Consider the following 26145-nt stretch of genomic DNA (forward strand, 5'->3'; position numbering starts at 1 on the left):
TAGTAAAAATAAAGCTGATGGTATGAATAACAATCGAAATCGTTTACAATAAGAATATCAAAAAAGACGATAGATTAAGGGGTATGGATTCATGATTCAAGAAACATTAAAGCAACAGTCCAAATTGGGGATTTTGACTGCCATGTATGAGAAATTTCAATCGGCAGGTGATACAGGAAATGCCGATAAACTAAAACAGTTAATCATGAAAGTGAATAATGAAGAGTTCATCATTGCTTTTTGCGGGCATTTTTCAGCAGGGAAATCTAGTATGATCAACTTTTTCCTCGGTGATCAAGTATTGCCTTCAAGCCCGATTCCAACAAGTGCAAATACGGTAAAAGTCCAAAAAGGGGAAGACTATGCCAAAGTCTTTTACCATCATCAGCCACCAGTCTTATTTCCTGCACCTTATGATTTTAAAGAGGTCAAGAAATTTGCCAAGGATGGAGATTCAGTATCGGCAATAACGATAAGTTCCAATGATTTTTCACTGCCGGATTCATGCGCGATCATGGATACGCCGGGAATAGATTCGACAGACGATGCACATAGGGTTTCTACGGAATCTGCCTTGCATCTAGCTGATGTCGTCTTCTATGTCATGGACTACAATCACGTCCAATCGGAAGTGAACTTCCTATTCACGAAAGAATTGCTAGAGGCTGAAAAACCGACATACTTAATTATCAATATGATCGATAAGCATGATGAGAACGAGCTTAGCTTTCAAGACTTCAAGCTTTCCGTTTCTGAGGCATTTGCGAACTGGAATGTATATCCTGATGGAATTTTTTATACATCCGTAAGAGACTTGAACAATCCCGAAAATGAAATAGAAGTGGTCAAGCAATTCATATCTGAAATTGCGGGCAGAGGTCTAAATGATGGGAAAGATGCCATCATGCAATCGGCTAATGCCCTGGTCGAAAGGCATCTTAACTGGCTGAAAGAGCAGTATGAAGAGGAACATGCCGATGATTTTGAAGTATTATCAGAACTTCCATATGAAGAGCGAATACACCTGACGAATCAGGTGGACAGCCTAGTGAAAGAAAAAAAATCATTAACTGGACGTATAGAGGAAATAAAGGTCCAATATGCTGATGCATTAGAAACCATTTTGAAAGGTGCATACATCATGCCCGCGGCAACACGGGACCTAGGTAAATCTTTCTTGGAATCGGCTCAGCCGGACTTTAAAGTGGGTCTATTATTTGCCAAGAAAAAAACGGATGCCGAACGTGAGGCACGTATCAATGCGTTCTTGACCGATTTACAAGAAAAGGTGAAGACCCAGCTTGAATGGCATCTTAAAGAACTGGCCGTTAAAACGCTTAATCAAGCGGAGATCCATGATTCAACACTTGAAAGTAAGGCTCAGGCACTTCAAATCGAGGTAACGGAATCTTACATAAAAAACTCTTTGAAGCCTCAAGTCGATATTACGGGTGAATACGTTTTAAACTATACGAATGATTTGGCATCAGCCATCAAAAAGAAAGCACGTGATGTATCAGAAGGGTATTTGAATACACTGGTTACCGTTATGGAAGGGGTAGTGGAACAGCAGTCCATATCCATCGATAAGGAACTTGAAGGTTTTTCAGAATTTGCGGAAGCCCTTAAAGTTACTGCTGCGATGAACGCGGAAATCGAGTACCAAACGGAACGATTAGAGGCCATTGCCCATCAAACAGAATCATTAGTCGATGAGCGTGATATCGATATGCTTTTAAATCAATGGAATGAAGAGGAAAAAAATATTACAGTCAAAATCATGAATACCGATAAGGGAAGTGATTCGAGGTCCGCCAACGAACAACTTGAAACGGATCATGATAAAGAAAACAAGGAAGCTGTACCTTCGGTGACTGTTTCTTCATCTGATGCTACTGATTTACGCGGAAAAGAAAAGCTGATGGAGACTGCATCGAGTTTACAACAGGCAGCTAAACTAATTCAACCTTTGAGAGGGTTTCAATCACTTTATAAGGAATTGAAAGAGAAAGCGAATCGCTTGGAACAGCAGACGTTCACGGTTGCGCTTTTCGGTGCATTCAGTGCGGGTAAATCTTCCTTTGCCAATGCGTTGATGGGAGAAAGCGTCCTTCCTGTTTCACCAAATCCAACAACTGCCGCAATCAACAAAATCATGTCTTCAGACGCTGAGCATCCACATGGAACGGCAACCGTCAAATTGAAGACGGAAGCAATGCTGTTGGAAGATGTAAGCCTGGCCTTGGCGGCTTTTGATAAATCGGCAAAGACTCTAGATGAAGCACTTCTACTGGCAGGACAAATCATTGCGAAGGCGGGGGAAGTTGATAAGGGGAAAACGCATTTATCCTTTCTTAGGGCTTTCCATCAAGGGCTGCCCGAGTACCAAAATGATTTAGGTAATGTGGTTACGGTAGATCTTGAAGGATTTAAACGGTTTGCTGCAGAAGAGTCCAAGTCGTGTCTTGTTGATCTGATTGAATTGCGTTATGACTGTGAAATGACAAGGCAGGGGATGGTCCTTGTTGACACACCTGGGGCCGATTCAATAAATGCACGACATACAGGAGCAGCTTTCGAATATATTAAGAATTCGGACGCCATCCTATTCGTGACCTATTATAATCACCCATTTTCACGGGCAGACAGGGAGTTCTTGATTCAACTTGGACGTGTGAAAGATTCTTTCGCCATGGATAAGATGTTTTTCATCGTCAATGCCGTCGATTTGGCACAAACCACTGACGAATTGGACGAAGTGATGGACTATGTCACAGATCAATTGAATGGATTCGGAATCCGTTTTCCAAAACTGTTCCCGCTTACGAGTAAGGGGGCATTGATGGAAAATCAAACGCCTGGTTCGTTTAAGCATTCGTTCCTTCCTAATAGCGGAATCTCGAAATTCCAAGGTCAATTCGATTCGTTCATAGAAAACGATTTAACGGGACTTGCAATTGAATCGGCTCAAGCGGCTGTAAAAAGAACGGAAGAACTGCTACGAGATGTAATTACAGCTTCCAGGCAGGATGAGAAAGCGAAACGAAATGCCCTGGAGACCCTTTCTCATGAGGCACAGTCCATTTCGGAACTTCTCTCAGTCATTAAAGGGGATGCCGAAAAGCAACGTTTGAAAAAAGAGATAGACGAATTGACTTTTTATAGTAAACAACGGGTCTTCTTCCGGTTTAATGATTTCTTCAAAGAATCGTTCAATCCCGCTGTTTTAAAAGATGATGGAGGCGATCTGAAGATTGTCCTCAAGCAATCCATGAAGAATTTATTGGAGGCTCTAGGCTTTGACCTTGCCCAGGAAATGCGGGCAACGGCTTTAAGGACGGAAATGTTCGTAAATAAATTACTGAATGAGAAACAAAGCAGTTTGCTTTTGCAGATGCAAAAAATAAGAAGGAACCTTTCATTACAGCCTTATGAACCTAATGAGCGGGAGTCTCTTGAATTTACAGGAGCTTTTGCCCAATTAGATACGGGGGAATTCAAAAAGGAATTGGCATTATTTAAGAATCCAAAATCTTTCTTTGAAAAGAATGAAAAAGCTAAAATGAGCGAAGGGCTTCAGAAGCGTTTGGATGATCCTGCCCTTGTATATGTAAAAGAACAGGGTGGACGGATTTTCGAAATGTATAATGAAGTCCTCGATCAAGAGTTACTTGCCATTCAAAAAGAGTTTAAGACGGAAATATCGGATATCTTTGCAGGTTTACGTGCAGCATTAGAGGAAACGGTCGATTTACCGTATTATGAAAATGCCGTAGCGGAATTGGCTAAAATGCATTCGAAATAGAAACGAGGTCTCGTTCATGAAAGAAAACCTTATTTCACGATTGAGATACCTGGAAAAGAAAGAGGATATGACCATTTTGATGGCTGCTGTTACTGGCAGCCATTCTTTTGGTTTATCATCAGGCCAATCAGATTACGATGTTCGGTTTATATATGTCCATAATGATAAGCGGTCATACCTTAGCTTGAGTCAGCCAGTTGAAGTCATTCAAATGAAAGAAGATCTATTTGACATGGAAGGCTGGGATTTATTTAAATCTTCACGTCTTATCTTAAAGAGTAATCCTGCACTATTTGAATTATTTCAGTCGCGAATCAAGTTGATTACGCATCCGGATTATTATAGGAAGGTGAAGGGCTTGATAGCTGAATGCTATTCCAAAAAGGCACTGGGCCACCATTACTATCGGATGATGCGTGACAATCTTCAACAATTGACAAAAACAAGGGCGTCTGAAAGAAAAGAATTAAAAACATGGGTACAAGTATACCGTTCGTATTTAATCCTAGAATATATAATCCAACGGGGTTCGCTGCCCCCTTTATCGGTATGGGAATTACTTGATTTGGTTTCTATTGATCAAGAATTGAAAACCACGATTACCCGGACATTTAAAGCAAAACAAATGGAGGAATATATAAGCAACAATGAAAGTGAAAAGAATTTTTTAATAATGGAAGGGAAATCACTTTCCTTAAAGAATGAGATAACTAGGCTACATCAAGGAAAGAAGATGGAAACGGAGCTTAATGAATTAATTTGGACCATTTTGAAGTAGGGGGTTTTTCGAATGAGTTTTATAATTGAAAAAGAAGAGCTGTTGCCGATGTTGAATTCTCAATATATCAGAATTTGTGACTGCCGCTTTCAGCTAGGGTCTCCTGATGCGGGGTATAATGAATACAAAAAAGACCATATTTCCGGCGCTGTTTATTTCGATCTTGAAAAGGACTTATCGGGGCAGGTTCAAGAACATGGCGGAAGACATCCTCTTCCTGACCTGGAAACCTTTAAAGATAAACTGGAATCAAATGGTATCACCAATGATACGGTACTTATTGCTTATGATGGCGGGGAAGGTTCCTTTGCTTCCAGGTTTGTCTGGCTGCTCAGCTACCTTGGGCATCAGAAAGTATTTGTTCTTAACGGGGGCTTTCGCGCCTGGAGGGATGAGGGCTATCCAATTGACTCGAATCCAACGAAATATGTGCCAGCAGAATATCATATCGATTTAAATGAGACCGTTTTTGCATCTTTTAAAACAGTGAAGGATTACACTATGAATAGGCCTGACGATATCGTATTAATGGATTCAAGGGAATCTAAGCGCTACGAGGGAATCGAGGAGCCGATTGATAAAAAAGCCGGACATATACCTGGTGCAGTAAATAAGGTGTGGACGAACGTTCTGGAAAATGGCTATTTTAAAAAGAAGGAAGATCTTCAGTCGAATTTTACAGGCATCGGTAAAGATAAGAAAATCATTGTGTACTGCGGTTCAGGTGTAACTGCATCACCCAATTATATCGCCCTGAAAGAAGCGGGCTTTAAAGATGTGAAGATTTATATTGGCAGTTTCAGTGACTGGATCTCGTATGATGATAATCCAATTGAATAATATTTTTTCCAATTAAACGATCCTTAAAAAAGGGGACAGTTATGTTAAAATGGAAGTACATCATGATAGAGGTGATAATGTGTTAATGAAAGAAAACGAGCAGCATCCTTCCTTTTTGCTTGTCGATGGGATGGCGCTTTTATTTAGGGCTTTTTATGCAACGGCAGTTACAGGTCAATTCATGATTAACTCAAAAGGCATCCCGACTAATGCCGTTCAAGGTTTTTTGAAGCATATGCTGACGGCGGTGAATCACTTTTCACCTAGTCATGTAGCGGTGTGTTGGGATATGGGCAGCAAGACTTTCAGAAATGAATTATTTGATGGATATAAGGCTAATCGATCAGAAGCTCCAGTCGAAATGATCCCTCAATTCGAACTAGCGAAACAAGCGGTTGAAGCATTTGATATCCCTAACATAGGGCTCTCTGGCTATGAGGCGGATGACTGTATCGGGACAATTGCCAAGGCATCAGCCCAACATAGCCGGGTGGGTATATTGACTGGCGATCAAGATATGCTTCAGCTAATAGATGAAAACATTTCTGTGCTATTGTTAAAAAAAGGATATGGTAACTATGAAGTTCATAATCCCGTTAGCTTTTTTGAATGGAAAGGGATCACACCAAGGCAAATGATCGATTTAAAAGCTTTAATGGGTGATACAGCTGATAACTATCCCGGAGTTAAAGGAATTGGGGAGAAGACAGCGCTGAAATTATTGATCCAGTATCAAAGTATCGAAGGGATTCTTGAAAATGTTGCTTCATTGACGAACGGGCAGCGGGCTAAAATTGAATCCGCCGTCGATATGCTTCATTTATCCAGAAAGCTAGCAGAAATAAAATGTGATGTACCAATTTCATGTTCTTTGGACGATGCTGTCTATCAGTATGATCGCGAGAAGGTCAAAAATCTGGCTAGGGATCATGAATTCAGGACTTTACTGCGAATGATCTAATACAATAAGCGGAGCTTCCAAAGTGGGAGCTCTTTTATTTATACGGTGATTTTTTTGTCGAAAAATGGATAGTCAAAATCTTTGATATACGGTAAGATGAAATTAAGGCATGAAGTATGGAGTGGATGCAGAAGTGGTGAAATCAACTGAAGAGTATGTTAGTTTTTTAGAGGGTAAGGGATTCACTTTTGGTAATGACGCTATTGGTTTTATTTATTTTGGTAAGCGCTACACGGATGCGAGTGATATTTTAGTCAATGCAGCAATAGAATTGACATTGAAGGTACAAAAGAACTTTGATGGCAGCTTTTATATCTCCTTTTTGGAAAACTTAAAACAAAATGGCATTGAAACGCGTAGTGCAGCGGTATCTTTTGCAAAAGAACAGGGGCTGCTTAAATAAAAATCGGACTTCGTAACTGGAAGTCCGATTTATTTTATTGGCCTTTTCAAGAAAACTCCTGTGTCACGGGTTTCTTTTTCTTAACAGGCAGTTCAGCGAAAATCATCCCCAAGAATATGAATGCGCAGCCGATAATGGAGGCGGTAGTCAATTTTTCCCCTATCAATATGTATGAGGATAACGCGGCAAAAACCGGTTCCATTGAAAAGATCAGCGCCACTCTTGTAGGTGTCGTATAGGCTTGGAAGAAGGTTTGTGCAAAAAAGGCGAACGCAGTGGCAAGGGCAGCCGTAACCAATAAAGCAGTCCATACGTCCTTCTGTAACATGACCTCTGAGCTGAAGATGACGGAATGATTCTCTTTGAAAATGAAGGCTGACACAAATGATAATAAAGAAACGGTGGAAACCTGAATCAGCGTCAACGGTAAAGCGGGTAAGGTCTTGGCATATCTAGCGGTTGTAATGATCTGCATGGCAAAACTGATTGCACATAAAAATACCAGTAAATCACCGATATTCAAATTGGAGCGGTCAGCGAAAGTCATTAAATAAAGCCCGATGGTTGCGGCTGCGACACCTATTATTGTATTGCGGGAAAGCCTATGTTTTAAAAGCAGCAGGGAAAACACGGGTACCATGACGACACTTAATCCTGTTATAAAGCCTGTCTTCGCAGGGGTTGTATAATTCAATCCGATCGTTTGAAGCCCATACCCCAGAAAAAGCCAAACCCCAATATGAAATCCAGCTATAAAAAGACCCTTGTTCCAAGTTTTCCCCTTTTTGTGTAAAGTCGATATATAAGGGATGAGCAAGAAAACGAACGCCATGAAGAAACGGACCGCATTAAACGTGAAGGGGTCTAGAAAAGATAGCGCATTTTGGACCATGACAAAAGTGACGCCCCAAATGAATACAACGAATAGTAATGAAAAATCAGCTGTCTTGTTCATGAATTTCCTCAGACTTATTCATTCGAATGGCCCGTCTCGCCAACTCATCCGCGGACTTGTTTTCGAGATTTGGAATCCATTTCATGAAAAATAATTCAAGCTCATCGGAAAGCTTTAGCGCCCGTTCCAACAAAATGGCATACTTATTCTTTGCAAATCTTTTTTCAATGGCCTGGTTGATGGCTTGTGAGTCAGTACGAAAAGAAACGGTTTGATACTTATTGGCTACACAAATTTCCAATGCTTTGATTAAAGCATGGTACTCCGCTTCATGGTTTTCCATATTTCCAAGCGGAAAGGCATGCCGTTCGACTACACCATTATTATTTATGAAAACACCTGCGCCGCTCGGCCCTGGATTGCCTGCACTGGCACCATCAATATACACTTCGATCAAGATGTGCTCCTCCTCGAGTTTAACTGTCAATATGCTATGATAAAAAAACGTTTCATATAAAATAAGATTGAAACATGAGAATTTCAGACTGATATGGGAACTATAATTAAAAAAGCGATACAAATGCTTACAATATATTATAAAGGGTAAGACGAAAAAAAGGTATGAAAATTGTAAGCTGTTCTGCAAGAATGGTGAATGGATAAGGAGCTGGAAATCTTTGAAGGTAATCATGCAATGGACATATCATGCTTCAAAAAAACCATCTGCCGACTTCGTTTCGGATTGGCTTGATGCAGGGACTGCGCTGGTCATTACGGAAGATCTTGAAAAGGCAGGAAGGCTGAAAGAAGTGGAGTTCAAGGATGAATTCGATACAACCTGGACCAAGAAGGAGCTAAAGAAACTCCTGACGGAAGTTGAGGAAGAACCGCAGGATGTGACTGTCTTTTTTGATGGCGGTTTTCAAAAAGATGAAAAGGTGGCAGGAATCGGTGTTGCCATTTATTTTCGTCAAGGTAAGAAGTTCTGGCGGTTACGCACCAATTTGAAATTGGAGCAATTCGAATCCAATAATGAAGCGGAATATGCGGCCTTTCATGAAGCGGTCAGGCAGATGGACGAACTTGGAATCCACCATCAAAGCTGTGTCTTTAAAGGGGATTCTCTCGTTGTCTTAAATCAACTTTCCGGTGAATGGCCCTGTATGGAAGAAAACTTAAATAAATGGCTTGACCGCATTGAAGCCAAACTGGATAAATTAAAGATCATTCCGGTCTGCAAGCCAATTTCTCGAAAGGAAAATCAGGAAGCCGATCGCCTGGCAACACTTGCACTGCAGGGAAAAGCCATTTTCAGCAAAATGGAAATTGCTGAGTCAAAGGAGCCATAACAACAATGAACAGGAAAAAAATATATGAAGAAGTGGAAGACGTTCTCGCTTCATTTTGTCAAGATTGTTTTTTAAGAAAGCATTTTCGAAAAGAGAAGGGGCGTACTTATGCCCATCAGTTCTGTATTTCGGAATGTACGGTTGGTGAAAAATTAAAACAGCTGGGCAATGAACTTAGTAACCGATCTTAAGTGCCCAAAAATCGCTTTCATTATTGGTCGGAAAAGAAGTCATGCTTACCAATGAACGAATCGGGACAATCGTAATGATCAATCCATACGATCCCCTTAAAGTTTTATTGAAAACCAGTACAGGGATCATGGATTTGCGAATGGAAAAGGAATGGAAGATCGAACAAATCATCGGTTAATGAAAAAGAGCCCGATTATAAAAAATCGGGCTCTTCGTCATTCTTCTTTACCGAATCGAAATAAGTTTTGAGCATCACTTTATTTTCGCTGAAGTCTGCAATCGTATATTGATCAAGGACCTTTAGAAAAGCATCCAAGGCATTATTAAGAACAAATTTCAATGAACAAACGGGAGAAATCACACAGTTATCGTGATCTTTAAAACATTCCACTAGATAAAAATCCTCCTCGGTTCGCCGTACAAGTTCCCCTACATTTATTTCAGCGGGTGATTTTGCAAGCCGAAATCCGCCATTTCTTCCACGAATCGTCTCAATATAGCCTAATTTTCCAAGATTATGAACAATCTTCATCAAATGATTTTTAGACAGTTGATAAACTTCAGAAATCTCTTTAATATTTGATAATTTGCTTTGGTCGTGGGAAGCCAGGTAAATCAACACTCTAAGTGAGTAATCGGAATAACTCGTCAACCTCATGTTTATCGCCTCACATTCTATCCCCATTTGACTATATCATAAATGTGAACATTTTATAAACATGAAAACTTATTTTTTAAAAAGATGTATTAAATATATTGCTTTTAATGCATTTAAGTTCTAATATAAACATGTATTCAAAATACTTGTTTATGAAGAGGGGTTTACCTATGCTATCCCAAAAAACTATTGACGTCATCAAATCAACCGTACCTGTATTAGAAGTGCATGGTACAACAATCACAACTGTATTCTATAAAAATCTTTTCGAAGCACATCCTGAATTATTAAATATTTTTAATCACGCCAATCAAAAAAAGGGGCGCCAGCAAAATGCACTAGCCAATACGGTTTTGGCAGCAGCTAAATATATAGATCAACTCGAAACGATATTACCTGCCGTGAAGCAAATAGCACAAAAACACAGAAGTCTTGCCGTTAAAGCCGAACATTATCCCATTGTTGGAGAGTTTTTATTAGGTGCAATCAAGGAAGTGTTACAAGATTCAGCTACAGAAGAGATCCTCCAAGCTTGGGGAGAGGCCTATGGAGTCATTGCCGATGTTTTTATTAGCATCGAAAAGGAAATGTACGAAGAAGCTTCCAATCAGGACGGCGGATGGTCTGATTTCAAACGATTCACAGTGGTGGAAAAAGTACGGGAAAGTGATGTAATCACATCCTTTTATTTAAAGCCATCAGATGGAGATAAGGTTCCATCATTTCGTCCTGGACAATATATTACCGTTCGGATCGAGATACCGGGTGAACGCTATTTATTCAACCGTCAGTATAGTTTGTCTGATGTTCCGGGAAAAGATTATTTCCGGATTTCCGTTAAAAAAGAAAAGCCGGGAACCACTCCTGATGGAAGGGTCTCTAACTACTTGCATGAATCCATTCAAATGGGTGACAGTATTGACGTAACGGCTCCTGCAGGTGATTTCACCATCGATTTGGAAAAACGAACACCGGCAGTATTCTTGAGCGGAGGCGTTGGCATAACACCTTTCATGAGCATGATTCATGCGATAGCTGAACAAACACCTGAGCGTGATGTACAATTCATTCATGCTTCCGATAATGGTCAGTTACAGCCGTTCAGAATCGAACTGACAGAACTAGCCCACAAGCTTACCAGCTATCAATTATCCTTTGTCTTTAAAAATCCGGGTGAGGATGATAAGAACCTACCGAATTTTGAAAAGGAAGGGTATATCGATAAGGAATTATTGAGCGGTTTTGTTAAACCTGAAGCTGACTATTATGTGTGTGGCCCTGTTCCTTTCATGAAGGCGATCATTACTTACCTGAAAGAGTTGGGAATAGATGCGGACAAAATCCACTATGAGTTCTTCGGCCCGGCAATCGCGTTATAAGGTTCATACATTGTAGGAATGTTATTGACATCAAGAAGATAATTTTGCATACTATATTAAAACAATGAACGTTGAGAGAAGATTAGTATGCGAAAATCACTGTGACAGAGAGCGGCGTCAATTGCTGGAAGACCCGCGACAGGAAAACGCAGAACCTGCTTCTTGAGTCCTATGCAAAACATAGGCGCAAATCCTGGCGTTATCAGGCAAAGTGGAATGCATGAACTTGCATTCAATGAAGGTGGTACCACGGAGAGCAGCCCTTTTCGTCCTTATTTCGAGGATGAAAAGGGCTTTTTTTCATGTCTTAGATATTTATTGGAGGAAGTAATCGATGGAAAAGAAACGCATCGTTGTAAAGATAGGAAGTAGTTCTTTGACCAACACAAAAGGTGATATCGACCAAAATAAATTTTCCGATCATATCCAGGCAGTGGCAGCTTTAAGGAAAGCGGGACATGAAGTTGTCCTTGTTTCATCAGGTGCTGTAGCAACAGGTTTTCGCAAGCTCGGCTATCCTACGAGACCGGTCACTCTCAAAGGAAAACAAGCTGCTGCAGCGGTCGGGCAAAGCTTATTGATTCAATCATATATGGAACAATTAGGGCATTTTGGAATCGTTCCAGCGCAGATTTTGTTAACAAGGAAAGATTTCTCGAAAAAAGATAGATATAAAAATGCATATGCGACATTGATGGAATTACTTGAACGCGGCATCCTTCCGATTATTAATGAAAATGATACAGTATCTGTGGAGGAGTTGACTTTTGGTGATAATGATATGCTATCCGCCTTAGTAAGCGGACTTGTCCACGCCACCAACTTGATCATATTAACTGACATTAATGGGCTATATGATTCCAATCCACAGACAAATCCAGGGGCGAAACGATTTGACAAGCTATCCGAAGTAACGCCGGATTTATTGCAAATGGCAGAAGGTGCAGGATCCAATGTCGGAACCGGGGGTATGAAATCTAAGCTGATTGCAGCGCAAACTGCATTGTCTCTTGGGGTGAAAGTATTCATTGGCTCTGGTTATGGGAGTGATAAACTTTTAACAATCCTTGAAGGCAAAGGTGATGGCACGTATATAGGGAATGATGTCTTGACGACGGTAACGAAAAACAAACAATGGATTTCCCTTCATTCACAAGTATCCGGAAAAATTTTCGTTGATGAAGGTGCCGAAAGGGCCTTAGTTTCAAATGGCAGCAGTCTGCTGCCAGCTGGAATTTATGAAATCAAAGGAGTCTTCAATAAGGGGGATGTTGTAGAAGTCTATGGTGCAAATGGATTATTGGGGCGGGGTGAGGTCCTATACTCCGACGAAGAATTAAAACAGGCGATGGGAAAGAGGACATCCGAGCTTGTGGTCACTTCCATAGAAGTGATCCATCGCGATAAATGGGTGAAAGCATAAAAAATCAATTTTAGTGAAGGAAAAGGGGGCATTTGGAAATGAGTGAAGTGACGGCGAAAGGAAAGGCAGCCAAAAAGGCCAGTTATCAGTTAATAGGATTGAGTACGGAACAAAAGAACGAGGCACTTGGAAACATTGCTAAGCAACTAATTATCGATAAAGAATTTTTGATAAAAGAAAACCAAAAAGATCTGGAAGATGGCAGGAAAAAAGGCTTCAGTGAGTCCACATTGGATCGAATTATGTTAAATGATAACCGTATTGACGACATGGCTGCGGCCATTATGCTTTTAATCGATTTAAATGATCCTGTTGGGGAACAATTGGAGACGATCGAAAAAGAGAACGGTTTATTGATTAAAAAGTTACGGGTGCCGATCGGCGTAATCGGGATGATTTATGAAGCCAGACCTAACGTGACCATCGATGCAGCTACTTTGTCCTTGAAAACGGGAAATGCCGTCCTATTAAGAGGCAGCTCGTCAGCCAAAAACTCCAATATGGCACTAGTCTCATCCATCCATAAGGCATTAGAGGATACGGAAATTCCTGTAGAAGCAGTTCAGTTGATCGAGGATACGAGTCGTGAAACCGCTAAGGAACTTTTTCATCTTAACGAGTATTTAGATGTTTTGATTCCACGCGGCGGAAAGAATTTAATTGAAACGGTCATTAAGGAGTCCACTGTTCCCGTTCTTGAAACAGGAGCAGGCAATTGCCATATCTTCATCGATCAGACCGCAGATATCACGATGGTCGAGAGAATTGTCTTAAACGGTAAAATTCAGCGCCCATCCGTATGCAATGCTATCGAGGGGCTTCTGATTCATGAAAAATGGTTTGAAGAAAACGGAGTGCGTATTTTGGAACTCCTGGACGAAAAGGGTATTGAAGTATATGGAGATGAAGCGGTCTGCAGTGCATTTCCAAGAGCGAAAACGGCTACGGAGGAAGATTGGTCAACGGAGTACCTGGCATTAAAAATAAGCGTGAAAACTGTAAAAGGTGTATTCGATGCGATTGAACACATTAACCGATACGGTACCAAGCATTCTGAAGCAATCCTGACGGGGGATGAACAAAACGCTTCCGCATTTTTGAATAAAGTAGATGCCGCCGCAGTTTATCACAATGCTTCCACCCGTTTTACCGATGGCTTTGAATTTGGTTATGGCGCAGAAATCGGCATTTCGACACAAAAGCTGCATGCACGTGGACCAATGGGTTTACCTGCCTTGACATCAAGCAAGTTCTTCATTTACGGCCAGGGGCAAATCCGGGAATGAAGTTCATTTCGTTCATGGAAGGTTATTAAAACTCAATTAAGGGTATTGTATAATACATTACTTTTAAAGGAGCAGATACCATGGACAAGAGGTTTATAGCAATATATGAAACTGCAAATGAAGCGACTTCTGCAGTCGAAAACTTAAAGACACAAGGATATACATCCAATCAAATATCAGTGGTGGCAAAAAACATTGATCAATTACCCAGTGAAGCCGAGGAAGTCGCCCCGGCAAAGACTGATGGATTAGTAGCTGGGGCAGCAGCCGGCGGAGCTGTCGGATTAACAGGCCTGCTTATTGGAATGAGTGCATTGGCCGTACCAGGAATTGGTCCGATATTGGCAGCAGGACCTATTTTCGCCACTTTTGGCGGAGCTGCAGCCGGGGCAGCATCGGGTGCAGGCGGATTGAGAAAGCCATTATTGGATATTGGACTGGAGGAAGCCGAAGTCGATCAATATGTGGAGGATATTAAAGCAGGGAAAATCCTTGTCATCGCCGATCCTTTTTAAGTCCGTAAGTAAAACCACCTTGAATGAACAGATTTACGAAGGATTACTGCTCAATGCCCACAAAAAACTCAAAATAAAAATTTATTGAAAAAACCCCGTTCAGGATTTCTTGAACGGGGTTAATATGTTTGTAGACTAATTTTATTGTCCGTACCTATAAAATCAAAAGGAATTCCACATTTGTATGAAGAATAAAAGGAATAAAGTCCTATTACCGAGAATAGAAGGGGAATTTTGGAAAATAAAGTAGATGACGATGCCACTTTAAGAAATTAAAGAGGATTTTTCATGATGATTTTCACCTTAAGAATCATTATACTGATGATAATGTTAAAAAGCGTAATCTAGTGAAGAAAAGCAAGCTTTAATGTGATGACCTGAATAACCCTATTAAATACCGATCGAAATCCTTATGTTGAAAAAACCCACGATAACAGGGTTTTTTATTTTTCTAAGTCATTAATGTGAAATATCTAATATCAGTATTACTATTTTAGAAGTCTCACATTGCTTTTCTTATTGCGGTTTTGAATGATCACCTTTGCGGCATTCTTAACTTACCCGATTATGTCAAGTCCTTGTATGACAAGGGCTAGAATAACAGATTGCTTGAGCTTATATCAAATAAACCAAAATGACTTTACGTTGGAGGTGGGTGTTTTGATAAAAATAAAACTCGTTGTTCCTCGAAAAGGGTATATTACGGATGCTTTTGAAAGATTTGAGGAATTCAACAAGTTGGAAGAATCGGACAACAATGATAACGGTGCAGTGAAGTTTGTTTTAGAGGAGGTGGTTGAGGATGCCGATAAGATTGGGAAGTTGAAGCTGGATGCTGATGTAATCATTTCAAGGGGATTAATCACGAAACTATTAAAAGAAAGCAATGAATTCATTCCTATCGTTGATATACCTGTACAAGGTATTGACCTCATTCGTTCCCTGTATGATTGCAAGGCACGTTTTGGCAGTAAAAAAGTGGCCGTTATAGGAGCGTTAAACATGATTTATGGCGTGGAAAACCTTTCGGATATTGTTGATTTGCCGATTCAGTCCTATATATTAAATGATATCGAGTCCTCAGTCAGTTTAGTGGATTTGGCTACCAGCGATGGCTGTGAGGTTGTGTTAAGTGGTTTAAGTACCTGTAAATATGCTGAAGAGATAGGGTTGGGAGCCATTCTGGTTGACACTGGAAAGGAATCATTTCGGCAGGCGTTGATTGAGGCGAAAAGAGTAGCTCTTGTCAGCAGAAGGGAACAGGAGAAGACCAAGCGTTACCAAACGATTCTTAATTATGCCTATGAAGGGGTTATTGCTATAGATTTAAAAGGACAAATATCTGTATTTAATACGGCGGCTCAGGAGATATTATCCATTTCGAGGGGGAGCTTAATTGGAAATTCCATATACGAGATAATAAAGCCCGGGAAATTTCGTAATATGCTTTTAAGCGACGATGAATACGAAAAAGATACCGTTGCTTACCAATCGATTCAATTATCGGTAAAAAAAGTTGGGATATTTTTAAAGGGTAAAAAAGTGGGCGATATGGTCGCCTTTCAAGATGTTACGCGCATTCAAGAGATGGAAGGGAAGTTCTTTAGAAAGCTTCATTTACGCGGACATGTGGCTAAGTACACATTTGATGATATATTGTATCGAAGTTCCGAAATTAAGAGGACGATTGAAACAGCTCAACGTTATAGTGAAGTAGATTCAAACATTCTTATAATTGGAGAAACCGGAACGGGCAAGGAAATATTCGCCCAAAGCATACATAATCATAGCAATCGGAAAAATAACCCGTTTGTAGCCATTAATTGCGCGGCGCTTCCCGAAAATTTATTGGAAAGTGAGCTTTTCGGATATGCAGAAGGAGCTTTCACGGGAGCCATGAAAGGCGGAAAGCAAGGATTTTTTGAACTGGCTCATAGAGGTACGATTTTTTTAGATGAAATAGGGGAAATCTCCCCAAAAATGCAAAGCCGGCTGCTACGTGTCCTCCAAGAGCGGGAAATCATGCGCATCGGTGATGATAAAGTAATTCCGGTTGATGTGAGAATTGTATCCGCAACGAACAAAGACCTCATGCAAATGGTGAAATGTAATGACTTTCGGGAGGATCTGTATTATCGCTTGAGTGTACTGGACCTTGTATTGCCTCCACTTCGGGAACGCAGAGAAGATATACCGTTATTGGTGAATGCATTTATTCAGAAAGGTCATTCGGATCAAAAGCAAATTAAGATTACGGATGCAGCCATGAAAAAGCTGAGCGAAGAAAATTGGGAAGGGAATATTCGCCAATTGCAAAATTTTTGTGAGCGATTATGCGCCCTTTATAAAGATAAGTTAATTGATGTGTACGATATTGAAATGTATTTTCCCAATAGAAGTAAAAAGAAAATACAGTTGTCGACACAAGACGAAGAAATGGATATGTCACCTGGGATGCATTTATCCGAGCGTGAAAGAATTGTTCAAATGTTAATCAAGGTTAATTTTAATAAAGGAAAAGCTGCTTTTGAGTTAGGAATGAGTCGCACGACTTTATGGAGAAAGATGAAACACTTGAATATTGAAACAAATTGAAACGTAATGATACTGATTAATTCATTTTGAAACAATTTGTTAACTTTATTTTTGTCTTAATATAAGAGCTAATTGGCTTCTTTCTTGAAAAAACGGATGTTTTTTATATTGGCACAATAATTGTATATATAACAATGCAGTAGGAAAGATTTTTCCTTCAAGGTTAATATGAAAGGTTGGTGTGAAGTTGAGTCATTTAGTGTATATTCCTCAAGATATTGAGAAAGAGGGGAAAAGTTATTTACTAGAAAAGGGCTATAAGATTAAAGTTGGGTCTGATCTGTCGCAAGAAATTCTTATGGAAGAAATCAAGGGGTGTGATGCAGTACTAACGAGATCAACGGCTGTAATAAATAAAGAAGTTATTCAAGCAGCTGAAAACCTCAAAGTGATTGCCAAGTATGGTGTGGGTTTAGACAATATTGATATCGAAGCTGCTACAGAGCGTGGCATTTATGTAACAAATACACCAGAGGCAAATGCGAATTCTGTAGCTGAACATGTAATGGCATTAATTTTATCATTGTCCAAAAATTTAAGCTTGGCTGATAAAGAGCTGCGCAGCGGGAATTTTGCTATTCGTAATCAACTTTTTGGCATGGACTTGGAAGGCAAGACCTTGGGGATTATCGGACTGGGGAGAATCGGTAGAATACTGGCAAAAAAGGCTTTCCAAGGCTTCGATATGAAAGTGATTGGCTACGATCCCTATGTTACAGCAAGAACGAGTTCGGAGTTGGAGATAGCAACAGATTTAGAATGGGTATTCAGAAACTCTGATGTTATTAGCCTGCATCTGCCGTTAACGAAAACAACAAAAGGGATAATAGGAAGCCGTGAGTTTTCCTGGATGAAACCTTCTTCCTATTTTGTAAACGCTTCCAGAGGCGGTGTGGTGAAGGAAAGTGATTTAGTAAATGCTTTGCAAGCTGGCCAGATTGCCGGCGCTGGAATTGACGTATTTGAAGTTGAGCCTCCTGATAAATGGAACCCACTTTTTAAATTGGATAATGTGATTGTCAGTCCACATAATGCGGCATTGACGAAGGAAGGCTCGATACGCATGGCTGTACATGCAGCAATGCAAGTGGAACAAGTTCTTACAGGCCTGCAACCGAATTGGGCTGTAAATGAGCCCTTAACTAAAGGGCTGTCAATGTAATAATATAGAAAAAATTATCTGTTTTTTCAGAAAACGAAGGATTGGATGGTTCAAGTTGGGCATTTGTTGATAAGGATGGTGAACAAATGAAGAAAATGATCTATGTGATAAGTGCAATACCGGCACTTGGCTCGCTTGTGGTTATCAATCGGATTGAACCTTATGTTTTAGGGATGCCATTTGTTCTTTTTTGGGCCATATTATGGGTTTGTCTTACATCAGTGTTTTTAATAATTGCCAATAAACTTGATCCTGCAACCGAGGAGGAAGAAGACTGATGAATGAAGCCCTGCTTGTTATCCTTTTCTTTCTGGTTCTGTGTATTTGGTTAGGGCTTCAAGCTCGAAAAGGTAAAAATATGAGTTTGGAACAATGGGCTATAGGCGGAAGGGGTTTCGGCAGCTTTTTGCTCTTCTTCTTGATAGCAGGTGAAATGTTTACGACCTATACGTTTTTGGGGGCAAGCGGCGGAGCTTATAGATCTGGTATGCCTCCTGCCTTATACGCTTTCAATTGCTTCTATTTTGTAATCGCCTATTGGCTGTTGCCGCCTATTTGGAGATATGCAAAAAAAAATAATGTCATCTCTCAATCTGATTTTTATGATAAAAAGTACAATAGTCCGGCTTTAGGAGTTCTTGTGGCGGTAATTAGCGTCATTTCAATTATTCCATATCTGATCATGCAGTTGAAAGGGTTAGGAATTATCGTATCGGAAGCCTCCTATGGGTCCATTTCTCCAAATGTGGCTATAGTCGTAAGTGTCATTGCGATCACAATTTATGTAACTGCTTCAGGGATGCATGGGGTAGCGTGGACCGCGGTCATTAAAGATATCATGATTCTGACTGTTGTCGTCTTCATGGGGATTTATTTTCCACTTCATTATTACGGTGGTTTACAGCCGATGTTTGAAGCAATCGATACGGCAAAACAAGGTTTTTTGATTTTCCCGGAACAAGGTTTGAGTATCTCTTGGTTTATTTCAGCTACGATCATGACGGCACTGGCATTCTATATGTTTCCTCATATGTTGGCGGGAGTATTCTCTGCAAAAAGTCCAAAATCACTTCGTTGGAATGCTGGGGTTATGCCAATTTATCAAGTAATCATCATTTTTTCGTTATTTATTGGTTTTTCTGCGATTCTCCAAGTTCCGAATTTACAGGGGGCAGAAACAGACTTAGCTTTATTTAAACTGGCGAAGATGTCATTTGATCCCTGGTTTGTAGGGGTTATTGGAGCATCAGGGGCGATGGCCGCCCTTATACCTAGTTCACTCGTGTTGACGGCCACTGCCACGATACTTTCCAAGAATGTTTATAAGGTGTGGAGGCCGAATACATCAGATGAACAGCTTCAAAGACTGAGCAGGATGTTAGTGCCTGCCATTTCCATAGTGACTCTATATTTTACGTTTAATGGCGGGGAGTCGATTTTTACGCTGTATCTTATGGCATATAGCTTCATGGCACAGTTGTTCCCCGCATTATTTTTTAGTTTGTGGAAAAAGAACCCTGTTACCGTTCAAGGAGCTTTTGCCGGAATGATCGTTGGAATTCTAATTGTCATATACTCGACTACTTCAGGTACGACACTTGCTACTTTATTTCCATCTCTACCGCAAGCAATACAAGATCTTGATGTAGGGTTAGCTGTATTACTCATCAACATTGCAGTAACTTTGGGAGTGAGTGCCGTTACAAGAAAAACATCAATTGGGATGGAAGAAGATAATAAACAAGCTTCAGGAATGGACAAAACTAGTTAAATGATAGTGGGAATGAGTCCAATTTTAATATAATCATAAATTACTAGAACAATAACACGTACTTGAAAGCGGGAGGCTTGATTATGAAAGTCAGTGGAGGAAGAGCAGTCGTAGAAGTAATGGCTAAAGAAGGGGTAAAAAAAGCTTTTTGTGTACCAGGTGAAAGTTATTTAAGTGTAATGGATGCACTATATCAACATCCTGAAATAGAACTTATTTCCGCCAGGCATGAAGGGGGTGCCTCTTTTATGGCGGAAGGGTATGCCAAGGCTTCGGGAGAGGTGGGGGTTTGTATGGCAACGCGTGGAGTTGGTGCTACAAACTTAGCTATCGGCATTCATACTGCTGCCCAAGACTCAACCCCTTTGGTTGCGCTTATTGGCCAAGTCGAACGTCCTTTTAAAGAAAAGGAAGCATTCCAGGAGGTGAATTTGACGGGTTTTTTCAGTCATTTATGTAAATGGACGGTAGAGATCGATCGTGTGGAAAGGATCCCGGAATTATTGCAACGGGCGTTCCATATTGCGCGATCGGGGCGTCCGGGCCCTGTATTGGTGGCTTTGCCGCATGACATGTTAGAAGATGAGGCAGAGTTGAACATAAATCCTTCTTATCGCTCGCTTCCTCCTCAACCGCATATGGAAGTTGTGAAGCAGGCGATGGATATGATACGAAACGCGGAGCGTCCTGTATTGATTGCTGGTGGAGGTGTGATTCATGCTAAGGCCAACAGGTTGCTTGTACAGTTTGTGGAGGCAATGAAACTTCCTGTCATTACAGCTTTCCGGCGATTTGACGCGTTTCCGAACTCACATCCTTGCTATGCGGGATGGCTTGGGTTTGGGACACCACAATATTTACTTGATGCAATCCGCGATGCAGATGTAGTTTTGGCATTGGGGACACGATTCTCTCAAGTAGGAACACAAGATTACACCTTGCTTTCTAAAAATTCAAAGCTGATCCATGTGGATATTTGTCCCGATATTTTTGGTAAAGTATATGCACCTTTTCTTGCCATTGAAGCGGATGCCAAGAGCTTCCTGGAAAAAGCACTGCAAGCGCCAGAACCAGGATCTATTATTTCAAGCGAAGACCATTTGAAAGAATTGCATGATAAATATATGGAATTTTCTGAAACAAAAGCCGACTACACAGAAGACTTCGTGGATATGGACGGATTGATGCATGATCTTGCCGTCTGTCTGCCGAAGGATACCATCATTACAAATGATGCTGGCAACTTTTTCGGATGGCTATCTAGATATTACCGTTTCGAACAAGAAAACACATACGTAGGGCCGACGTCGGGTGCGATGGGATACGGACTGCCCGCTGCTATTGGGGCAAAGCTGGCGCAGCCTCACAAACATGTTGTATCAATTTCTGGAGATGGCGGCTTTATGATGACTCTCCAAGAGATTGAAACCGCTGTACGGTATAAAATTCCGACCATATCAATTGTTGTCAACAACAATATTTACGGGACAATTCGTGTACATCAAGAAAGTCATTTTCCAAATCGGGTCGTTGGAACTGACTTGTCTAATCCTGATTTTGCCGAATTGGCACGATTATTTGGAGCACATGGTGAAAAGGTTGAAAAAAATAGTGATTTTGCGCCAGCGCTGCAAAGGGCGATTGCTTCTGGGCTGCCGGCTGTAATCGAGGTTGCAGTCAATCCAAAGATCTTATCTGTAGGCCAAGATAAGAAAGAAGTACACGAAAAGCTAGTGTCAAACAATTAATTGCCGGCATGACTGCTTTGGTATTGTTTGCATTGGAAGATAGCAGGAACCAATAAAAGTAGGATATTCAAGGGAGGTTTCATAGTTGTTAAAACCATATTTAGTTGTGGAATGGAATGATACGGAAACGGATGCTAAAGGCTGGCTGGTCGTCCATAACTTTGTAAAAGGCTACACAGGCGGCGGTACAAGAATGCACCCAACGGTTACAAGAGAAGAGGTCGAAAGGCTGGCCGAGGCCATGGCTTATAAGTATGTTGCCTGTGAGTCTGAGACGACTGGCGGTTGTAAAGCGGGCATTGCCTATGATTATAAGGCGCCAGACGCATATGCGGTGTTAAGAAGATTTCTGATTGCGATGATGCCTTATATAGATATAGGGGTATCTTTAGGCAGTGATTTAGGTACCAAATATGAAGATGTGCTCAAAATATTTAATGAATTTGGTATTGATATCCCACTAACGAAATCAATGAAGCAGAATCCGAATGTTCTGCAAGGCATAAAAGACTTCGATGAATTGTTGACGACAAAAATCGATGGGCTGTTTATAAACGATGTCGTAACAGGCTATGGTGTGGCATTTTCCGCAGATGAGGCGTGGAAATTTAAAAGCGGAAAAGGTGGAGCGAGAGTTGTCATTCAAGGATTCGGCTGTGTAGGGGCAAGCTGTGCATTGAAAATGTCCCAGTTAGGTTATAAAGTCGTGGGAATTTCCGATGCAGCTCTTTTGGTAACGTGTGAAGCAGGATTAGATGTCCAAAAGCTCATTGATCATAAGAATATGTACGGAGAAATGGATAAAGCCTTTTTTGAACCGCATTATGACGTAAGACCGAACACGGAATGGCTCGACATAGAGTGCGACATTTTAATTCCGTCCGCACTGGAGGATGTCATCCACATATCTAATGCTAAAAGCGTAAAAGCGAGCTTGATTGTGGAGGCGGCAAACATTCCCCTTTCTTCTGAGGGAGACGAAATCATAAAACAAAGAGGAATTGATGTTGTCAATGATTTTGTTGCCAACCTGGGGGCGATAAGATTTTATGATGCGGTTATTTTCGGACTAGTTAAACCAAATCCACAAGCTGTCGTTGATGATATTGAAAAACTATGCAGGAAAAATACGTATCACTTGTTTACACAAGCTAAAAACCAAAATAAATATCAAAGAGAAGTAGCTTATGAAATATTTAAACCGACAATCAGCGACTTACCGGAATTTGCAGAGCCTTCCGAAGCGTTATCGGGGAACTCTCGTTAACTTTTGTTAATCAAAAAAGTGTTTAGGCAGTTTATCGATTAGAAACGGGGGGGAATTCATGCAAGCAGAACATGAAAATCAACCAAAAGAATTACAGCGCTCAATGAAGAGTAGACATTTATTCATGCTCTCCTTAGGTGGGATAATTGGAACAGGTCTTTTCCTGGGATCAGGATATGCAATCGGTGAAGCTGGACCCTTAGGAGCGATTGTTGCCTATTTAGTCGGTGGTTTGTTAATGTACTTGGCGATGATTTGTCTTGGTGAATTATCGGTAGTGATGCCTGTGTCCGGTTCCTTTCAGGTCCATGCAACGAAATTCATTGGACCTGCCACTGGTTTTGTCATTGGCTGGATTTACTGGCTGAGCTGGGCTCTTTATGTAGGCTTGGAATTCGTAGCGGCCGGTTTGCTCATGACTAGATGGTTTCCCGATATACCAGTATGGATATGGTGTGTGATATTTACGGTACTTTTATTCTCTATAAATGCATTAACAACGAGAAGTTTCGCAGAGACAGAATATTGGTTCTCCGGAATTAAAGTACTTGCCGTTATTCTATTCATAATTATCGGTGCGGCAGCGATGTTTGGCTGGATTCAAATGGAGGATGCACAACCCGCCCCGTTCTTTTCCAATTTTATAGGTGATGGACTATTCCCTACAGGTTTCACGGGTGTGTTTATTTCGATGATGACAGTCGTATATGCATTCCAGGGATCGGAAATCATGGGTGTTGCAGCAGGAGAGACGGAAAACCCGCAACATAGCATTCCGAGAGCGATTAGAAACATCGTAATACGTGTGCTGCTTTTCTATGTACTGGCAATCTTTGTTCTATCGGCTATCGTTCCGTGGCAAGAAGTCGGAGTACTGGAAAGCCCATTTGTTACCGTGTTTGAAATGGTAGGCATTCCTTATGCAGCTGACATTATGAATTTTGTAATATTGACTGCGGTACTCTCTGTTGGGAACACGGGACTGTTTGCTTGTACCAGAATCCTTTTCTCCCTTTCCCAAAATGGTATGGCGCATTCTGCATTTGGAAAGCTCAATCGGCGCGGTGTACCGTTTAATGCCTTACTCGTCACCATGGTCTTTGCCTTGCTGTCGCTACTTACTAGTGTAGTAGCGGAAGAAACGTTATTTGTTGTGCTACTTTCCATAAGCGGGGTTGGCGGGGTGCTTACTTGGATAGCGATTGCGTTCGCACAGTATAGATTCCGTAAACAGTATATCAGAGCAGGCGGAAAGGTTGAAGATCTGAAGTTTAGAGTACCTTTCTTCCCATTTGTCCCTATTCTCTGCATACTTATGTGTCTAGGCATTTTCGTGTTCACCGCATATGATCCGACACAGCGAACTTCGTTGTATTGGGGTTTAGGTTTCGTCGTTGCTAGCTATATATTTTACTATTTTAGATATACGAGAAGGAAAATAGAGGTGCCGGCATTATCGAATGAACCGCCCAATGACTTTGTCCAATAGGGATTATTCTTAATATGCCCGACAAAAGAAATCGTTCGAGATGCAGGGATCGTTGAAGGATCCATTTAGAAGTTCCGGTTATAAGAAAAACTATGATTGAAAAGTAGAAAAATAGAATACGGAGGAAATATTATGCGTTACTTAAATTATATTAACGGAAAATGGCAAGAACCAACTACAGGGGAGTACAAGGAAAACCTTAGTCCCCATAATGGAGAGAATTTAGGAGAATTTCCATCTAGCTCGGCGGCTGATTTACATGATGCAGTGGCTGCCGCAAAAAATTCATTTCCTGCTTGGAAAAAACTATCGTTTCAGCAAAGGGCTTCATACTTGCAGAAAGCAGCTGAAATTTTGAAAAAGAATATGCAGGAAGTGGGTCAGGATTTGATAAAGGAAGAAGGAAAAACATTTCTGGAAGGGATGGGGGAAGCCAATCGAGCTGCCAGCATTCTTGAATATTATGCTGCTGAAGCCCGGCAGCCACTCGGGGAAGTAATTCCTTCAGCGAATGCCAATACATTTTTATACACTACCCGTACCCCTCTCGGACCGGTGGGGTTGATTACACCATGGAACTTTCCAATTGCCATCCCTGTGTGGAAATTGGCGCCTGCCCTGATTTACGGGAATACAGTCGTGATTAAACCGGCTGATCTTACACCTAAGTCGGTTTATCATGTGATAAAAGCATTTGATGAAGCGGGAATTCCGGCCGGAGTCATTAATTGTGTATTCGGAAGGGGGTCCGTCATTGGTGCTGCATTAGTGGAGCATCCTGATGTGAAGGCAATATCTTTTACTGGTTCGAATCAAGTAGGTCAGCAAATCCAAAAACAAGCCATTGAACATGGGAAGAAAGTGCAAGTGGAAATGGGAGGGAAAAACCCGCTCGTCGTATTAGCTGATGCTGATCTAGAAAAAGCAGTGGAAATCGCTGTAGGCGGAGCCTTTAAGTCCACTGGGCAAAAATGTACAGCCACCAGCAGGGTGATTGTCGAAGAAGGAATATATGAAGCATTCCGGGACCGTCTTGTCGCCCGTACGAAAGAATTAAAGGTAGGTAACCCGCTCAACGAAGAAACATTTATCGGTCCCGCTGTATCTAGATCACAACGCGATGGCGTGCTTGAAATGATTGATGCTGGGAAATCAGAAGCAACGTTATTGTGTGGAGGAGAGGTTCCGACCGATGAGGAATTGGCGAACGGTTATTATGTACGACCGGCTATCTTTGAAAATGTTGCCCAGCATGCCCGCATTGCACGTGAAGAAATCTTTGGACCAGTCATCGCACTGTTTAAGGCAGGAAATTATGAGGATGCAGTTAAGATGGCGAATGATTCCGAATATGGATTGAGCGCAGCAATTTGCACGAATAATTTAACGGCGGCTCAAAAGTTTATTGAAGATGTCGAAGTGGGTCTTGTCCATGTCAATTCGGAAACAGCAGGAACTGAGCCGCAAATGCCATTTGGCGGATGTAAAAATTCAAGTGCAGGCAGCCGTGAACAAGGGAAGAGTGCCGTTGAATTTTATACAGAAGTCAAGACAGTCTATATGGATCGGGTATAAGAACAAATTATACCAAGCGTTTTTAAACTTTTAAATTAGATTATAATTCAGGAG

Annotated in this window: 23 protein-coding genes and 1 other annotated feature; of the genes, 20 read left to right on the forward strand and 3 right to left on the reverse strand. The window is 41.0% G+C overall.

The genetic code is table 11. The features are described from left to right. The first annotated feature begins 91 nt into the window (after positions 1–91). From BW986_RS05415 to BW986_RS05435, 5 genes are all read left to right on the forward strand, one after another. A complete protein-coding gene (locus BW986_RS05415) occupies positions 92–3805 on the forward strand; it encodes a dynamin family protein (RefSeq protein WP_076365777.1) in 3714 nt (1237 codons plus the stop codon). A gap of 16 nt (positions 3806–3821) precedes the next feature. Further along, the gene (locus BW986_RS05420; RefSeq protein ID WP_076365779.1) at positions 3822–4583 is read left to right on the forward strand and encodes a nucleotidyltransferase domain-containing protein; all 762 of its coding nucleotides are present in this window, start codon (positions 3822–3824) and stop codon (positions 4581–4583) included. Between the two features lie 12 nt (positions 4584–4595). After that, positions 4596–5423 carry a sulfurtransferase gene (locus BW986_RS05425; protein WP_076365781.1) on the forward strand — a complete coding sequence of 276 codons (828 nt, stop codon included), beginning with the start codon at positions 4596–4598 and terminating at the stop codon, positions 5421–5423. Positions 5424–5508: 85 nt separating this feature from the next. Next, positions 5509–6384 carry a 5'-3' exonuclease gene (locus BW986_RS05430; protein ID WP_076366329.1) on the forward strand — a complete coding sequence of 292 codons (876 nt, stop codon included), beginning with the start codon at positions 5509–5511 and terminating at the stop codon, positions 6382–6384. Between the two features lie 109 nt (positions 6385–6493). Then, the gene (locus BW986_RS05435; RefSeq protein WP_260320736.1) at positions 6494–6787 is read left to right on the forward strand and encodes a DUF6123 family protein; all 294 of its coding nucleotides are present in this window, start codon (positions 6494–6496) and stop codon (positions 6785–6787) included. A gap of 46 nt (positions 6788–6833) precedes the next feature. Here BW986_RS05435 and BW986_RS05440 read toward each other — a convergent pair whose 3' ends face one another. Both BW986_RS05440 and BW986_RS05445 read right to left on the reverse strand, forming a co-directional pair. Further along, a complete protein-coding gene (locus BW986_RS05440; RefSeq protein ID WP_076365784.1) occupies positions 6834–7742 on the reverse strand; it encodes a DMT family transporter in 909 nt (302 codons plus the stop codon). Beyond that, positions 7726–8139 carry a reverse transcriptase-like protein gene (locus BW986_RS05445; RefSeq protein WP_076365786.1) on the reverse strand — a complete coding sequence of 138 codons (414 nt, stop codon included), beginning with the start codon at positions 8137–8139 and terminating at the stop codon, positions 7726–7728. Before BW986_RS05445 ends, BW986_RS05440 begins: the two co-directional genes overlap by 17 nt. 220 nt (positions 8140–8359) lie before the next feature. On the opposite strand from BW986_RS05445, the gene BW986_RS05450 reads away from it, so the two are divergent. The 3 genes from BW986_RS05450 to BW986_RS30045 are packed head-to-tail and all read left to right on the forward strand — an operon-like array spanning position 8360 to position 9401. Beyond that, positions 8360–9031, forward strand: coding sequence for a reverse transcriptase-like protein (locus BW986_RS05450; RefSeq protein WP_260320737.1), 672 nt, complete (start codon positions 8360–8362; stop codon positions 9029–9031). 5 nt (positions 9032–9036) lie between these two features. After that, the gene (locus tag BW986_RS05455) at positions 9037–9222 is read left to right on the forward strand and encodes a zinc-finger domain-containing protein (protein WP_076365788.1); all 186 of its coding nucleotides are present in this window, start codon (positions 9037–9039) and stop codon (positions 9220–9222) included. Positions 9223–9263: 41 nt separating this feature from the next. Beyond that, positions 9264–9401, forward strand: coding sequence for a hypothetical protein (locus BW986_RS30045; RefSeq protein ID WP_179086005.1), 138 nt, complete (start codon positions 9264–9266; stop codon positions 9399–9401). 15 nt (positions 9402–9416) lie between these two features. On the opposite strand, the gene BW986_RS05460 is transcribed toward BW986_RS30045, so the two are convergent. After that, on the reverse strand, positions 9417–9881 hold the full coding sequence (locus BW986_RS05460) for an RrF2 family transcriptional regulator (protein ID WP_076365790.1): 465 nt from the start codon (positions 9879–9881) through the stop codon (positions 9417–9419). Positions 9882–10051: 170 nt separating this feature from the next. Here BW986_RS05460 and hmpA point away from each other — a divergent pair, with 170 nt between their 5' ends. The 12 genes from hmpA to BW986_RS05525 all read left to right on the forward strand — a co-directional run bounded on the left by hmpA (position 10052) and on the right by BW986_RS05525 (position 26091). Continuing rightward, entirely contained in the window at positions 10052–11260 is a 1209-nt protein-coding gene (gene hmpA, locus BW986_RS05465; RefSeq protein ID WP_076365792.1) for an NO-inducible flavohemoprotein, read from the forward strand. Positions 11261–11322: 62 nt separating this feature from the next. Further along, positions 11323–11537 (forward strand) — a binding site (T-box leader). 57 nt (positions 11538–11594) lie between these two features. Further along, positions 11595–12683: a glutamate 5-kinase gene (gene proB / locus BW986_RS05475; protein WP_076365794.1), complete on the forward strand. Its 1089-nt coding sequence runs from the start codon at positions 11595–11597 to the stop codon at positions 12681–12683. 38 nt (positions 12684–12721) lie between these two features. Further along, a complete protein-coding gene (locus BW986_RS05480; protein ID WP_076365796.1) occupies positions 12722–13969 on the forward strand; it encodes a glutamate-5-semialdehyde dehydrogenase in 1248 nt (415 codons plus the stop codon). 80 nt (positions 13970–14049) lie between these two features. Continuing rightward, entirely contained in the window at positions 14050–14484 is a 435-nt protein-coding gene (locus BW986_RS05485; RefSeq protein ID WP_076365798.1) for a general stress protein, read from the forward strand. Between the two features lie 660 nt (positions 14485–15144). Next, complete coding sequence (locus BW986_RS05490) at positions 15145–17079, forward strand: sigma 54-interacting transcriptional regulator (protein WP_076365800.1); 1935 nt, start codon at positions 15145–15147, stop codon at positions 17077–17079. A 187-nt stretch (positions 17080–17266) separates the two neighbouring features. Beyond that, positions 17267–18241, forward strand: a complete 975-nt coding sequence (locus BW986_RS05495) for a hydroxyacid dehydrogenase (protein WP_076365802.1) — start codon at positions 17267–17269, stop codon at positions 18239–18241. Positions 18242–18336: 95 nt separating this feature from the next. Further along, the gene (locus BW986_RS05500) at positions 18337–18519 is read left to right on the forward strand and encodes a DUF3311 domain-containing protein (protein ID WP_370662591.1); all 183 of its coding nucleotides are present in this window, start codon (positions 18337–18339) and stop codon (positions 18517–18519) included. Then, positions 18519–20012 carry a sodium:solute symporter family protein gene (locus BW986_RS05505; RefSeq protein ID WP_076365804.1) on the forward strand — a complete coding sequence of 498 codons (1494 nt, stop codon included), beginning with the start codon at positions 18519–18521 and terminating at the stop codon, positions 20010–20012. Before BW986_RS05500 ends, BW986_RS05505 begins: the two co-directional genes overlap by 1 nt. Positions 20013–20095: 83 nt before the next feature. Further along, the gene (locus tag BW986_RS05510) at positions 20096–21760 is read left to right on the forward strand and encodes a thiamine pyrophosphate-dependent enzyme (RefSeq protein WP_076365806.1); all 1665 of its coding nucleotides are present in this window, start codon (positions 20096–20098) and stop codon (positions 21758–21760) included. A gap of 85 nt (positions 21761–21845) precedes the next feature. Next, positions 21846–23027, forward strand: a complete 1182-nt coding sequence (locus BW986_RS05515; protein ID WP_076365808.1) for a Glu/Leu/Phe/Val family dehydrogenase — start codon at positions 21846–21848, stop codon at positions 23025–23027. A 58-nt stretch (positions 23028–23085) separates the two neighbouring features. Continuing rightward, positions 23086–24516, forward strand: a complete 1431-nt coding sequence (locus BW986_RS05520; RefSeq protein ID WP_076365810.1) for an amino acid permease — start codon at positions 23086–23088, stop codon at positions 24514–24516. Between the two features lie 132 nt (positions 24517–24648). Continuing rightward, the gene (locus BW986_RS05525; RefSeq protein WP_076365812.1) at positions 24649–26091 is read left to right on the forward strand and encodes an aldehyde dehydrogenase family protein; all 1443 of its coding nucleotides are present in this window, start codon (positions 24649–24651) and stop codon (positions 26089–26091) included. The last annotated feature ends 54 nt before the right edge of the window (positions 26092–26145 follow it).

Origin of the sequence: Peribacillus simplex (genome assembly GCF_900156045.1) — a bacterium.
Classification (GTDB): Bacteria; Bacillota; Bacilli; order Bacillales; family DSM-1321; genus Peribacillus; species Peribacillus simplex_D.

Bases quoted from the DNA above. Each gene is read 5' to 3' on its own strand.
- BW986_RS05485 (WP_076365798.1), top strand. From the start codon at position 14,050: ATGGACAAGAGGTTTATAGCAATATATGAAACTGCAAATGAAGCGACT.
- BW986_RS05455 (WP_076365788.1), top strand. From the start codon at position 9,037: ATGAACAGGAAAAAAATATATGAAGAAGTGGAAGACGTTCTCGCTTCA.
- hmpA (WP_076365792.1), top strand. From the start codon at position 10,052: ATGCTATCCCAAAAAACTATTGACGTCATCAAATCAACCGTACCTGTA.
- BW986_RS05415 (WP_076365777.1), top strand. From the start codon at position 92: ATGATTCAAGAAACATTAAAGCAACAGTCCAAATTGGGGATTTTGACT.
- BW986_RS05420 (WP_076365779.1), top strand. From the start codon at position 3,822: ATGAAAGAAAACCTTATTTCACGATTGAGATACCTGGAAAAGAAAGAG.
- BW986_RS05430 (WP_076366329.1), top strand. From the start codon at position 5,509: ATGAAAGAAAACGAGCAGCATCCTTCCTTTTTGCTTGTCGATGGGATG.
- BW986_RS05460 (WP_076365790.1), bottom strand. From the start codon at position 9,881: ATGAGGTTGACGAGTTATTCCGATTACTCACTTAGAGTGTTGATTTAC.
- BW986_RS05435 (WP_260320736.1), top strand. From the start codon at position 6,494: ATGAAGTATGGAGTGGATGCAGAAGTGGTGAAATCAACTGAAGAGTAT.
- proB (WP_076365794.1), top strand. From the start codon at position 11,595: ATGGAAAAGAAACGCATCGTTGTAAAGATAGGAAGTAGTTCTTTGACC.
- BW986_RS05510 (WP_076365806.1), top strand. From the start codon at position 20,096: ATGAAAGTCAGTGGAGGAAGAGCAGTCGTAGAAGTAATGGCTAAAGAA.
- BW986_RS05525 (WP_076365812.1), top strand. From the start codon at position 24,649: ATGCGTTACTTAAATTATATTAACGGAAAATGGCAAGAACCAACTACA.
- BW986_RS05425 (WP_076365781.1), top strand. From the start codon at position 4,596: ATGAGTTTTATAATTGAAAAAGAAGAGCTGTTGCCGATGTTGAATTCT.
- BW986_RS05520 (WP_076365810.1), top strand. From the start codon at position 23,086: ATGCAAGCAGAACATGAAAATCAACCAAAAGAATTACAGCGCTCAATG.
- BW986_RS05440 (WP_076365784.1), bottom strand. From the start codon at position 7,742: ATGAACAAGACAGCTGATTTTTCATTACTATTCGTTGTATTCATTTGG.
- BW986_RS05480 (WP_076365796.1), top strand. From the start codon at position 12,722: ATGAGTGAAGTGACGGCGAAAGGAAAGGCAGCCAAAAAGGCCAGTTAT.
- BW986_RS05505 (WP_076365804.1), top strand. From the start codon at position 18,519: ATGAATGAAGCCCTGCTTGTTATCCTTTTCTTTCTGGTTCTGTGTATT.
- BW986_RS05500 (WP_370662591.1), top strand. From the start codon at position 18,337: ATGATCTATGTGATAAGTGCAATACCGGCACTTGGCTCGCTTGTGGTT.
- BW986_RS30045 (WP_179086005.1), top strand. From the start codon at position 9,264: ATGCTTACCAATGAACGAATCGGGACAATCGTAATGATCAATCCATAC.